Genomic DNA, 12585 nt, shown 5'->3' with positions numbered 1-12585 from the left:
CTCTTTCTGTTTCGGACTGGCAGGAAATAAATAGCACGATCCCGAATAGCGGGCGCCGACTAGCGGGCGACAGCGACCTGCGCTGCCTCTTCGGCCTCATCCTTGCGCTTGCGGATCTCATCCGTCCTGTCGACCAGCTTGCCGACGATGCCGTAGAGGGCATCGAGTTCCTCGTCGTCGAGCGCCGAGAAAATCTCCTCGAGCAGCTGCTTGCGTGGATGCTCTGCGGCTTCAAGCACGACGCGACCCGTTTCGGTAATCGAGACGATCTTGGCGCGCCGGTCCTCGGGATCGGGCTTGCGCATCACCAGGCGGTCGCGTTCCAGACCGTCGATGGCCTCGGTGACCGTGCGCGGCGCGAAGTTCAGCGCACAGGCGATATCTGTCGAGCGACAGGGACCGAGCTTGCTCAGGAAGAAGAGGAACTTGCTGCGTGCCAGCGACACGCCTTCTTCGGTCATCGATTCGTTCACCAGCCGGTGGACCCGGTGGTAGAGCTCGAACAGTCTATCGGAAACTTCAAATGTCTTCTTCATGATCGTCGCTGGAATTTCATGAGGTGCCATGTGAAATGGCAGTAACATTAGTGATAGTTACAATTGCCACCTTTGTCGACAGAAACCTCTGAGACTTCACGGTAAGCACTTGGAGGCAAAGAAACGGCCGCCGTTTCCGGCGGCCGTTTCTGTTGGTTTGTCAAGAATTTCGTGTCTCGAACCCGCCCGCGAAAAACCAAGCACGGGCGTGCGTCGTGGTTATGCCGCCCGGCGTGTCGAGCCGGCCGACGGCGCGTAGCCGTAGGCCTGAGCCTCTTCCAGCGTGAAGCGGGCGATCAGCTCGCGCAGGCGGCCGGCTTCCTGGGCAAGCGTGGCGCTTGCGGCATTGGCTTCCTCGACCATGGCTGCGTTCTGCTGCGTCACCTGATCCATCTGGTTCACGGCGGTGTTGACCTCCGACAGTCCGGCGGACTGCTCCTGCGCCGAGATGGCGATCGCATCCATGTGCTGGTTGATCGTGACGATGAAGCCTTCGATGGTGCGCAGAGCCTCGCCGGTTTCGCGCACGAGCCGGACGCCGCTTTCGACTTCGACGGCGGAGTTGCGGATCAGGTCCTTGATCTCCTTGGCCGCATTGGCCGAGCGCTGGGCAAGTTCGCGGACTTCCTGAGCGACGACGGCGAAACCCTTGCCGGCATCACCGGCGCGGGCTGCTTCGACGCCGGCGTTCAGCGCCAGAAGGTTCGTCTGGAAGGCAATTTCATCGATGACGCCGATGATGTTCGAGATCTGGCTCGACGAATGCTCGATGCGGCCCATGGCATCGACGGCGCCCGAGACGATGGCGCCGGATTTGCGGGCGCTTTCGTTTGCCTGGCTGGCGACGGCACGGGCTCGTTGGTGCGCTTCGACGAATTGCCGACATTGACGGTGATCTGGTCGAGTGCTGCTGCGGTTTCTTCCAGTGAGGCCGCCTGCTGCTCGGTTCGGCGCGACAGGTCGTCGGCACTCTGGCTGACTTCGCGCGCACCGCTGTCGATGCTGCCGGAGCTGGCCGAAACGGCAGCAAGCGTATCGGCCAACTGAGCGACGGCCTGGTTCAGGTCGTGGCGGAGCTGCTCGAAGTCCGGCGCAAAGGGTTCGTCGAGCTGGAAGGCGAGATCGCCGGAGGCAAGCCTGCGCAGGCCACCAGCAAGACCGGCCGTCGCTTCCTGGAGGCGGTGCTGAGCCGCAGTTTCGGCTTCCTCGGTCAGACGCAGGCGATCGGCCTCAGCCTGGGCGCGCTGTGCCTGGGCATCCGCTTCGAGCTGCTGGTTGGTGATTGCCGCCTGACGGAAGACTTCGACGGCACGGGCCATCTCGCCGATTTCGTCCTTGCGGGCGCCGTAGGGGATGCTGCTGTCCGTGTCGCCTTCCGCAAGGCGCGCCATCGAACGGGTGATGATCTGGATCGGGCGGGCGATACCGCGCACGGCATAGAGAATGGCGCCGAGCACGATGATCGCCGCGACGGCGATGACGGCCATTTCGATCATGCGGATCTGGTCGTGCGTTGCCGAGCTTGCTGCAACCGCGGCGTCGGCGCCGGCGACGTTGAGCGCGCGCACTTCCTTGATCGCCTCGTCGACCTTCTGTTCGGTCTCCCGCATCTCGACCTTGAAGACGCTCTGCGCCTTCATGTTCTCAAGGTTGTTCGAGAGCTTGACCATGCCATCGGCGATGGCGAGGTAGGCCTGATAGGCAGCGCGTACCTTTTCCAGCGCGGCCTTGTCGGCGTCCGTTACCATCAGCGCCGCATAGTCGTCGGCGAGCTTGTTGAAGCCTTCGACGGTCTGGCCGATGACTTTTTCCGCGGCCTTCTTTTCGAAGGGCGTCAGCGAGATCAGGTGGCGCGCAAAGGCCATGCGCGTATCGGAAAGCTGGGTTTCGAGCGCGCGGGAAAGCGAGACACGCGGCAGCCAGGTGGTGGCGATCTCGTTGTTGCGCTCGTTCATCATCTTGATGCCGCCGAGCGACGAGACGGCAAGCGCCGCGACGATGACGGCGACCACGAGGAAAAGGGCAATGAGCGTATGTGAAATCTTGAGCCGTGACATAGGTTCCCCCCGGAAGGACGGCCGTCCATAAAAGCTGTACTTGATGAAGTCGTTCCGGCTCTTGATCGTCATGACGGAGCGGATGCCGAAGCAGGAATCATTCCGGTGCCTGGATGCGCTGGGAGCGCAGCCGGCGGAAACCTAGCGAACAAGATGTTACAAAAGCCCTAATCGATTAAAGTGAGTATAATCTGATATTTGCTGGTACTCCGGCGGTGCTGTTGACCATTCGTTTTCGGCAAATCCTGCGGGGATGTTCTGTATTAGTCTTGGCTTTACTTGGCTGGTCTGAAATATGCTCGTCTGCAGCAGGCCAATCTCCCACCGTGGATGAAGGGTCGACGCTGATTGACGGGCGGCGGCCTGCCGGGCCATGGTCGGCCATGCCCTTCCGCTTCGTCCATACCGCAGATCTTCATCTCGATTCGCCCCTCCGCAGCCTCGCCCTTAGAAACGCCGACCTCGCTGAGATCGTGCGCGGCGCGTCCAGGCGCGCCTTCGTCAAGATCGTCGATCTCTGCATTGCCGAAAAGGTCGATGCGCTGCTGATCGCAGGCGACCTCTATGACGGCAGCCAGACGTCGATGAACACGGCGCTGTTTCTCGGGAGGGAGTTGCGCCGGCTGGATGAGGCGGGGATCCGGGCGTTCATCATCCGTGGCAACCACGATGCCCAGTCGCAGGTCACCAACGAGCTCACTTTGCCGCCTTCGGCGCATGTGTTCAAAGGCAGAGCGAAGGCCGTTCTTGCCAAGACCTTGGCAAGCGGGCGCGACGTCTATGTGCACGGGGTGAGTTTCGCCAGCCCGCACGCGCCGGAAAGCCTGCTGCCGGCCTTTCAGCCGCCGATGTCGGGGGCGCTCAACATCGGCATGCTGCACACAAGCCTTGCCGGTGCGGCCGGCCATGATCTCTACGCGCCCTGCAGCGCCGCCGACCTCGTGGCACATGGTTTTGACTACTGGGCTCTCGGCCACATCCATCAACGCCAGATCCATGCAACGGCCCCCTTCGTCGTCATGCCCGGCATACCGCAGGGCCGCGATGTCAACGAAGCCGGTGTGAAGAGCGTGACGCTGGTGGCGATCGATGACGACGGCCGGATCGAGATTAACGAGCTGCCGATCGGCATCGCCAGTTTCGAGCGCCTGTCAGTCGATATTGCCGGCCTCTCCGAGTGGCGCGACGTGCTCGATGCGGTCAGGCAGGCGCTTGTGCGGACATCTGTGGATACGCCGGCGGAAAATGTGATCCTGCGCGTAACGCTGACGGGCGCAACACCGCTGGCCTGGCGCCTTCGCCGCGACACGGATTTGCTGCGCGCCGAGATCGACAACATCGCGGCCGGCATCGTCGGTTGCTGGATCGAGAAGCTGGAACTCGCCTGCGGCAATCCCCTGGTGGAAAAAGCGGGTGCAATGCTGGATCCGGTCGATGAGCTGGTGGCCCTCGTCGAGGCCGATGTTCTGCCGGCTCACGGATTTCGCCAGGAAGTCCGGGCAGCCGTGGAAGATCTGCTGCAACAACTGCCTCCTGAGCTGCGCCAGGCGTTGGCACCCGATGAAGACGCGATCGAGCGCCTCGCTTTCGAGGCCAGCGCGTCGGGAGGCACGGAAGTGCTTGCCCATCTTCATGGCAGCGGTTCCGGCGAGGGCATCCACTGATGCGGCTCAGCGCGCTCGATCTCGTCCGCTATGGCAAATTCACCGATCGCCGCCTCGACTTCGGTGAGAGCGTGGCCGGCGTGCCCGACCTGCACATCGTCTACGGGCCGAACGAGGCGGGCAAGTCAACGATGTTCTCGGGCTTCCTCGATCTGCTCTTCGGGATCGAGCACTCGAGCCCCTATGGGTTCCTGCATCCCTATCCGACAATGCGGGTCGGTGGCACCATCGAGGCGGCTGATCGGACGCACCGCGTGTTCCGGGTCAAACGCAAGTCGAACTCGCTGGTCGGCCCCGACGATCAACCCTTGCCCGACAATCTCTTCTCCGGTGTGCTGGGCGCGATCGACCGCGACACCTATCAGACGATGTTTTCGCTCGATGACGAGAGCATCGAGAAGGGCGGCGAGGCGATCCTGAAGAGCGAGGGAGAGCTTGGGTCGCTGTTGTTTTCCGCAAGCTCCGGCCTGCCGGACAGTACGGCGATCCTTGCCGCCTTGCGCGGCCAGGCCGACGCCTTCTACCGGCCACAGGCGCGCAAGCATCAGCTTGCAGAGCTGAAGGCGCAGCTTGACGCCCTGAGGGCGGAGCGAAATGCCCTCGACATCAACGCACGCGAATATGCGGCGCTGCGCAAGACGCTGGCGCAAGCACGCGACCGGCATGAGGAAGCGATCACACGTCGCGCCGAACTTCGGGTCGCGCAGTCTCGCCTGAAGGCGGAGATCGAGGCCCTGCCGCACTTTGGCCGGCTGCGTGCGCTTCGCATGGAACTGGCGAGCGCGCCGGTACTGCCGGTCCCGCCGACCGAGTGGGCAGCCGAGCTGCCGGCGCTTCGCCGCCAGGAAGCGGAGATCGAGGTCAGGCTTCGGCAGAACCAAAGCGAGATGCAGCACCGCCGCAATGCGTTGGAAGAGCTTCCGCTCGACAAAAAAGGGCTGTGCCTGGCCGAACGGCTGACGGCGCTGCAGGAGACGGCCCTCGATGCGCGCTATGTCACGGCCGCGCGCGATATGCCGTCGCGATTGGAAGAGTTGGCGAGAACGTCGACGGAGATCGTCGGTTGCCTGCTGCGGCTCGGTGAACCGGCAGACCGCGACCCTGCCGATCTGCTGCTGCCGGCAGGTGTCGGTGCGCGACTGCAGGATCTGGCGCGCCGACATTCTGCACTGGCCGAACGGTGCGCTTCGGCTCACCACGAAGTGCAAGCCGCGGTCGAGGAAAAACGGATCGCTGAATGTGAGCTGGTGCGGATTGATGGAGAAGGGGGGCTGGCGGACACCTCCGGTCTTTCGGGGCGACTGACGCTGCTGCGTCGCAGTGACTGCCTGCTTCGGAAACAGGCCGCGGCGCAATCTCTGGATCGGCTGGAAGCGGAACTTGCCGACAAGCTGCTGCAGCTGAAGCCTTTCGCTGGAAGCGCCGACGATCTGCTGGCGCTCAGCGTTCCAGCGCCCGGAGCGCTTGAGGCGTTGCGTAGGGCCGCAGCCACTTTGGAAGAGCGGCAAGCGCGCGTATCCGATCGCGTTGCCGGCGAGCAGGAGCTGCTTGTGGGCGAGGAGGCGCGGCTGGCCGCGCAGTCCGCCGTTGGCGGCACTCTGGACGATGTTTCGGCCGCGGCACTGCGTCGCCGTCGTGACGAGGCCTGGGAGCGGCACAAGGGCCGGCTTCTTCAGGAAACGGCTGTCGCTTTCGAAGAGGCGATGGGTAGGGATGACGAAGTTACCGCGCTGCGCCTCGCCGAAACGGCGCGGCTTGCCGATATGCGCGGCCTGTCTCTTTCGATCGCCGAGAGACGCGCCCGCCTTGCGGCGCTGCGCGAGCAGCAGCAGCGATGCAGCGAGGAGGTGGCGCTCCAGGCGCAGTCTCTGGAAGTCGTCGTCACGTCCTGCGGCTTGCCGAGCGTCACGGGCTTGCTCCAACTGGAAGCCTGGCTCGCTATCCGGAGTTCGGCGCTCGAACTTCGCGCGCAATTGCGCCCTGTCCGTCTGGAGTTCGACCGGGCGCATGCCGAGGAGGCCGAAGCGATTCGCGGGCTCAGCGACGAACTCGCCGGCATCGGCATGGAAGGAGGGCTGTCGGAGCGACTCGACGATCTCCTGCAGATCGCAGAGCGCGTCGTATCGCAGGCACAGACCTCAGCCGCCGCCCGCAACACAGCCCGCGAGGCGGCAAAGCGCAGCGCGATGGTTCTTGAAGGCCGACGCTCGACCCTTGATCTTGCTGAAACCGAAATGACTACCTGGCAGGAGCAGTGGAATACGCTTCTTGCCAAGAGCTGGCTTGCGGAACGCAGCGAACAGCTTGTTCCGGAGCAGATTGGTGCGATGCTTGCGATCCTGCAGGACCTGGACAAGCTCGTACAGCGCAAGGCCGATCTCGAGTATCGTGTCGCCGGGATGCGCAAGGATCAGGCGGCTTTCGAACGTGCCATCGCCGACCTCGCTGGCGGACCGCTGACAGACGATACGTTCACAACCTTTACGGCGCTCAAGGCGCGTGCCGCCGAGGCCCAGCGGCTTTCCGACCGCCGGGCGACATTCCTGTCGGAACTGGCCCGCTTGGACGACGAGCGACGCGCAATCTGTGCCGAACAAGAGCTCCACATGGCGCGCCGGCGCCTCGTCCTCGCGTTTTTCGACTGTGAAACGGTCGACGATGCCATGCAGCAGCTCGAAGCCGCGCGCGAGCAGGGGCGCCTGCGCCAGCGAATCGCCGAACTGGAAGCGGATATCGCCTCCCGATTGGGCGTTGCCACCTGCGAGCAGGCCGAGGCGTTGCTTGCGGAGCTCGATGAGGCCGCGGTCCTGTTGGAGTTGGCGCGGCTCGATGCGGCGCTCGAAGACGGAGACCGCGATGTCAGCGAGTTGCACACGGATATGCGCGGCAAGGAGAAGGCGCTTGCCGATGTCGAAGGCGGGGACACGGTTGCCGAGCTCGATCAGAAGCGGCGAACGCTGCTGCTCGACATCGAGAACAGGGCGCTTGCCTATCTTCGGCTCCGGGCCGGCGTCATCGCAGCGGAGACGGCGCTTCGGCTTTTCCGCGAGCGCCACCGCAGCGCGATGATGCGCCGCGCCTCCGAAACTTTCAGCCGGATCAGTGGCGGCGAATATTCCGGCCTGTCGGCGCAGTCCGACAAGGGGCAGGAGTTCCTGATCGCAAATGCCGCGGGTGGTGGATCGAAACTTGCCAAGGATCTCTCCAAGGGCACCCGATTCCAACTCTATCTGGCGCTCAGGATCGCCGGCTATCACGAAATCGCGGCAGCACGCGAATCGCTGCCCTTTATCGCCGACGACATCATGGAGACCTTCGACGACGGGCGTGCTGGCCGCGCTTTCGAGCAAATGGCCGAAATGGCGCGCGTGGGCCAGGTGATCTACCTGACGCATCACGAACATCTTTGCGAGATCGCCCGCAGTGCCTGCCCGACTGTGACAATCCACAGGTTATGATAGGCTCGCGGGCGTGGCGGTGCCTGTTGGCCGTGACGCGCTTTCGCTGAAAAGAAGCGCCGCAAACGAAAAACCCGGAGGAACGAGAGATGGACATCATACCCGGTGGGTCGAGACCTTCGACGCGCGCGCCGGCTGAGTATTTCACCGGTACGGTGCGGCAGGATCCGGTCATCGAGACCGCAGATCCGGCGCGGATCCGCGCCGTAAGCGTTACCTTCGAGCCGGGCGCCCGCACGGCCTGGCACACCCATCCACTCGGTCAGACATTGATCGTGACTGCCGGCCGCGGCCTCGCGCAAAGCTGGGGCGGCCCGGTGCGCGAGATTCGCGTCGGCGACGTGGTCTGGTTCCCGCCGGGCGAAAAACACTGGCACGGTGCCGCACCCGATACCGCAATGGTTCATCTTGCGATTCAGGAAGCGCTCGACGGCAAGGCTGTGGATTGGCTGGAGCATGTGACCGACGAACAGTATCGCGGGGCGTAGAGCCACGCGACAGAATCAGCTGACCGACAGGAACGGCCGGTCACGTCGATGGTGGGGAGTGCATGGCTGACGGCGGCTGTCAGGCACAGCCGCTTCTGTCCCCGACAGGCGCCGCTCAACATCAGCGCTATCGTGGCACAGATAGGCGTCGCCGGAGCGAACGCATTCTCGGCCTATGAACAGTCACGAACGCAACAAGGTTCTAACGCCGCGAGGTCGCTATCTTATGCGATGAATTGGGAGGAGAAGGAAAATGGTGGGCGATGAGAGACTCGAACTCCCGACATCCTCGGTGTAAACGAGGCGCTCTACCAACTGAGCTAATCGCCCTTCCGCGTTTGGACCGGATCAGTCCGCCGCGTCGGTGGCCGTGATCTAGGCGTAACCGAAAAAAACCGCAAGAGCATTTGTATCGTTTTTATGATTTTTTTTGTCTTGGATCGCGCGATGCCCTGAATTGCCGGGGTTCCTGGTTGTGGACAAGAAAGCGTGTCTTTGGCCGTCACCCGTGGCAGGGGAGGGCGAGAGATAAAGATTTGCCGTTCGGGATCACTGCACGGGATGGAAGAGGCGATCGGAGTGGGCATGTGGCTGCGTCGTGCGCATGATCCGGCCTCTTGAACTTTGTCATCACCTTACCCTCTGGATCAATTTTCATTCCGTCACGGATTTGTCTTCAAACACGCTTGACACCCAAATGCGAACCGCTTAGTTAGCCGCTCATCGAACGGGCAAGCCCGCTCGGTGCCGGGGCGGAAACGCTCCAACCAAGTCAAGATGATGCGGGTGTAGCTCAGTCGGTTAGAGTGCCGGCCTGTCACGCCGGAGGTCGCGGGTTCGAGCCCCGTCACTCGCGCCACTCTTGATCTGGAATTGCCTAGGCATTCTCAGGAAGCGCCGATGGTGGTAATAATGATCGTTCGCGGTCATCATGCGCGGGTGTAGCTCAGTCGGTTAGAGTGCCGGCCTGTCACGCCGGAGGTCGCGGGTTCGAGCCCCGTCACTCGCGCCATTTCTTCTTCTTAAACTCATCCTGTTTTCGCGTGCGCTAGCCCTGATTTGTGCACTGCGGCAATCTGTCTCTCCTTGCCGCTGTTTACGGTAAAGTCGGTCACGGCTTGCGATTCCGAGCTTTGTCGTCTCCACCCATTCGATCCTGTGTCGCGAACCGGTTTAATTGACCCTTGAAGGCTTGCGCACGGGCGCGGGCTGCGCTAACCACTCTGGCGTTGCAACATATTTTTCGGCCTGCGAGATCTGTTGTTCTGGTGCTCTCCCATGCGCCCTCCCGCAGGCAGGGACGGATAACAATGACTGAACTTCTCGGTTCCTACGTTCCGATCGCGATTTTCATTGGAATCGCATTGGTGATCGGTGTGGCGCTTCTGATTGCTCCCTTCGCCATCGCCTTCAAGGCTCCTGATTCGGAAAAACTGTCGGCCTACGAGTGCGGCTTCAATGCGTTCGATGACGCCCGCATGAAGTTCGACATCCGCTTCTATCTCGTGTCGATCCTCTTCATCATCTTCGACCTCGAAGTGGCCTTCCTCTTCCCCTGGGCGGTTTCGTTCCATGAGCTGGGCTGGTTCGGCTTCTGGTCGATGATGGTCTTCCTCGGTGTGCTGACGATCGGCTTTATCTATGAATGGAAGAAGGGAGCGCTGGAATGGAACTAGCAGCATCCGGCACCACGCTCGTTGCGCCCAAGCCGAAGGGGATCATCGATCCCTCCACCGGCAAGCCGATTGGCAGCAATGATGCATTCTTCGGCGAGATCAACAATGAACTCGCTGACAAGGGTTTTCTCGTCACCTCGACGGATGAGCTCATCAACTGGGCCCGTACCGGCTCGCTGATGTGGATGACCTTCGGTCTCGCCTGCTGCGCGGTCGAGATGATGCAGATGTCGATGCCGCGTTATGATGCCGAGCGTTTCGGTTTCGCGCCGCGCGCCTCACCGCGTCAGTCCGACGTCATGATCGTCGCCGGTACGCTGACCAACAAGATGGCGCCTGCGCTCCGCAAGGTCTACGACCAGATGCCGGAGCCGCGCTACGTCATCTCGATGGGCTCCTGCGCCAATGGCGGCGGCTACTACCATTATTCCTATTCGGTTGTTCGCGGCTGCGACCGCGTCGTTCCCGTCGACATCTATGTGCCAGGCTGTCCTCCCACGGCAGAAGCGCTGCTTTACGGCGTGCTTTTGCTGCAGAAGAAGATTCGCCGGACCGGCACGATCGAGCGCTAAGGCAGGGGGTCTTTGATATGAGTGAAGCCCTGAACGAGCTTGCGTCCTACCTGCGCGAAACACGCGGTGCGCTGATCTCCGACGCGTCGCTGAACTATGGTGAACTGACGCTGACGACGACGTCTGCGAACCTCATCGCGCTGCTCACCTTCCTGCGCGATGACGTGCACTGCGCTTTCATCAACTTCGTTGACGTCTGCGGCGTCGACTGGCCGCAGCGTCCCGACCGTTTCGATGTCGTCTATCACCTGCTGTCGCCGCGCCAGAACCTGCGCGTGCGCATTAAGGTCCAGACCGGCGAGAACGAGCCTGTGCCGTCGGCGACGCCGGTCTATCCCGGCGCCGACTGGTTCGAGCGTGAAGCCTACGACATGTACGGCATCCTGTTCACCGGCCATCCGGACCTGCGCCGCATCCTGACGGACTACGGTTTCGAAGGACATCCGCTGCGCAAGGACTTTCCGGTCACCGGTTTTGTCGAGGTCCGTTACGACGACGAAGCCAAGCGCGTCGTCTACGAACCCGTCGAGCTGAAGCAGGAATTCCGCAACTTCGACTTCCTCTCTCCCTGGGAAGGCACGGATTACGTCCTGCCCGGCGACGAGAAAGCGAAAGCACGGTGAGACTAAATGGCCCGCGGTAGCCGTTGAACGGCTACCGTCCGGCCTGGAGCAATCGGTATGACCGAACATAACGTCCGCAATTTCAACATCAACTTTGGTCCGCAGCATCCGGCGGCGCACGGCGTTCTTCGTCTGGTGCTCGAGCTTGATGGCGAAATCGTCGAGCGCGTCGATCCGCATATCGGCCTGCTGCATCGCGGCACCGAGAAGCTGATCGAGACCAAGACCTATCTGCAGGCCGTGCCCTATTTCGACCGCCTCGACTACGTGGCGCCGATGAACCAGGAGCACGCCTTTGCGCTGGCGATCGAGAAGCTGACGGCGACGGAAGTGCCGATCCGCGGCCAGCTCATCCGCGTCCTCTACTCGGAAATCGGCCGCATCCTCTCGCACCTGCTGAACGTGACCACGCAGGCCATGGACGTCGGTGCGTTGACGCCGCCGCTCTGGGGTTTCGAAGAGCGCGAAAAGCTGATGGTGTTCTATGAGCGTGCCTGCGGCGCGCGCATGCACTCGGCCTATTTCCGTCCGGGCGGTGTCCATCAGGATCTGCCGCACGAACTGGTCGAAGACATCGGCAAATGGATCGATCCGTTCCTCAAGACTGTCGACGACATCGACGAACTGTTGACCGGCAACCGCATCTTCAAGCAGCGCAACGTCGATATCGGCGTCGTCAAACTCGATGACGCCTGGGCCTGGGGATTCTCGGGCGTGATGGTGCGTGGCTCGGGTGCTGCCTGGGACCTTCGCCGCTCGCAGCCCTACGAATGCTATTCCGAAATGGAATTCGACATTCCGATCGGCAAGAACGGCGACTGCTTCGACCGTTACCTGATCCGCATGATCGAAATGCGCCAGTCGGCGCGCATCATGCGCCAGTGCGTCGATCGCCTGCTCGGCGATGCCAAGGTCGGTCCGGTTTCGTCGCTCGACGGCAAGATCGTTCCGCCGAAGCGCGGCGAGATGAAGCGCTCGATGGAAGCGCTGATCCACCACTTCAAACTCTACACCGAAGGCTATCACGTGCCGGCCGGCGAAGTTTACGCCGCCGTCGAAGCGCCGAAGGGCGAGTTCGGCGTCTATCTTGTCTCCGACGGCACCAACAAGCCCTATCGCTGCAAGATCCGTGCGCCGGGTTACGCGCATCTCCAGGCGATGGATTTCCTCTGTCGGGGACACCAGCTTGCCGACGTTTCGGCCGTGCTGGGCTCCCTCGATATCGTGTTCGGTGAGGTGGACCGTTGATGCGTCTCGTGCCCCTGGCCACGCTTGCTCTGCTCGCCTTCGCATCGGCCGCTTCCGCACAGGAATCGGTCGATAGCGGTGCGACGTCGGGCGGCATGCGGGGGGGCTCGATGGCCGACCTCGTGGCCAAGGGCTACGAGATCAAGGCCGCGGTCGCCAACGGCACGCGCTACATCGTATTTTTGCAGAAAGACCAGTCAGCCTATGCCTGCGAATTCGTCTCGGTGACGAAATCGCGGTGCGGTTCGATTAACTGATAAGGT

9 protein-coding genes, 3 tRNA genes and 1 pseudogene are annotated in these 12585 nt (G+C 62.3%); 10 read left to right on the top strand and 3 right to left on the bottom strand.

The window, feature by feature from the left end; all coding sequences use genetic code 11:
• Nucleotides 1-59: 59 nt before the first annotated feature.
• Together ASE60_RS20185 and ASE60_RS20180 are read right to left on the bottom strand one after the other, a co-directional pair.
• Entirely contained in the window at nt 60-536 is a 477-nt protein-coding gene (locus ASE60_RS20185; protein WP_057252345.1) for a MarR family transcriptional regulator, read from the bottom strand.
• A gap of 219 nt (nt 537-755) precedes the next feature.
• Nucleotides 756-2593, bottom strand: a pseudogene (locus ASE60_RS20180) (methyl-accepting chemotaxis protein).
• Between the two features lie 383 nt (nt 2594-2976).
• Between ASE60_RS20180 and ASE60_RS20175 the strand changes: the two are divergent.
• From ASE60_RS20175 to ASE60_RS20165, 3 genes are all read left to right on the top strand, one after another.
• Nucleotides 2977-4257 (top strand): exonuclease SbcCD subunit D, encoded by a 1281-nt coding sequence (locus ASE60_RS20175; RefSeq protein ID WP_057252872.1) that lies wholly within the window; start codon nt 2977-2979, stop codon nt 4255-4257.
• The gene (locus ASE60_RS20170) at nt 4257-7715 is read left to right on the top strand and encodes an AAA family ATPase (protein ID WP_057252342.1); all 3459 of its coding nucleotides are present in this window, start codon (nt 4257-4259) and stop codon (nt 7713-7715) included. Before ASE60_RS20175 ends, ASE60_RS20170 begins: the two co-directional genes overlap by 1 nt.
• A gap of 89 nt (nt 7716-7804) precedes the next feature.
• On the top strand, nt 7805-8203 hold the full coding sequence (locus ASE60_RS20165) for a cupin domain-containing protein (RefSeq protein ID WP_057252339.1): 399 nt from the start codon (nt 7805-7807) through the stop codon (nt 8201-8203).
• 254 nt (nt 8204-8457) lie between these two features.
• Here the strand turns inward: ASE60_RS20165 and ASE60_RS20160 are convergent.
• A tRNA-Val gene (locus tag ASE60_RS20160) sits at nt 8458-8533 on the bottom strand.
• A gap of 452 nt (nt 8534-8985) precedes the next feature.
• Here ASE60_RS20160 and ASE60_RS20155 point away from each other — a divergent pair.
• The 7 genes from ASE60_RS20155 to ASE60_RS20125 all read left to right on the top strand — a co-directional run bounded on the left by ASE60_RS20155 (nt 8986) and on the right by ASE60_RS20125 (nt 12579).
• Nucleotides 8986-9062 (top strand) — tRNA-Asp (locus ASE60_RS20155).
• A gap of 76 nt (nt 9063-9138) precedes the next feature.
• A tRNA-Asp gene (locus ASE60_RS20150) sits at nt 9139-9215 on the top strand.
• 298 nt (nt 9216-9513) lie between these two features.
• Nucleotides 9514-9879, top strand: a complete 366-nt coding sequence (locus ASE60_RS20145; protein WP_057252337.1) for an NADH-quinone oxidoreductase subunit A — start codon at nt 9514-9516, stop codon at nt 9877-9879.
• The gene (locus tag ASE60_RS20140) at nt 9870-10451 is read left to right on the top strand and encodes an NADH-quinone oxidoreductase subunit B (protein ID WP_057252335.1); all 582 of its coding nucleotides are present in this window, start codon (nt 9870-9872) and stop codon (nt 10449-10451) included. Before ASE60_RS20145 ends, ASE60_RS20140 begins: the two co-directional genes overlap by 10 nt.
• A gap of 17 nt (nt 10452-10468) precedes the next feature.
• Nucleotides 10469-11074, top strand: coding sequence for an NADH-quinone oxidoreductase subunit C (locus ASE60_RS20135; protein ID WP_057252333.1), 606 nt, complete (start codon nt 10469-10471; stop codon nt 11072-11074).
• Between the two features lie 57 nt (nt 11075-11131).
• Nucleotides 11132-12322, top strand: a complete 1191-nt coding sequence (locus ASE60_RS20130) for an NADH-quinone oxidoreductase subunit D (protein WP_057252331.1) — start codon at nt 11132-11134, stop codon at nt 12320-12322.
• Complete coding sequence (locus tag ASE60_RS20125) at nt 12322-12579, top strand: hypothetical protein (protein WP_057252329.1); 258 nt, start codon at nt 12322-12324, stop codon at nt 12577-12579. The genes ASE60_RS20130 and ASE60_RS20125 overlap by 1 nt, the downstream gene beginning before the upstream one ends.
• The last annotated feature ends 6 nt before the right edge of the window (nt 12580-12585 follow it).

The organism is Ensifer sp. Root278, assembly GCF_001429285.1.
GTDB lineage: Bacteria > Pseudomonadota > Alphaproteobacteria > Rhizobiales > Rhizobiaceae > Ensifer.
This window is presented reverse-complemented; position numbering and strand designations above follow the sequence as displayed.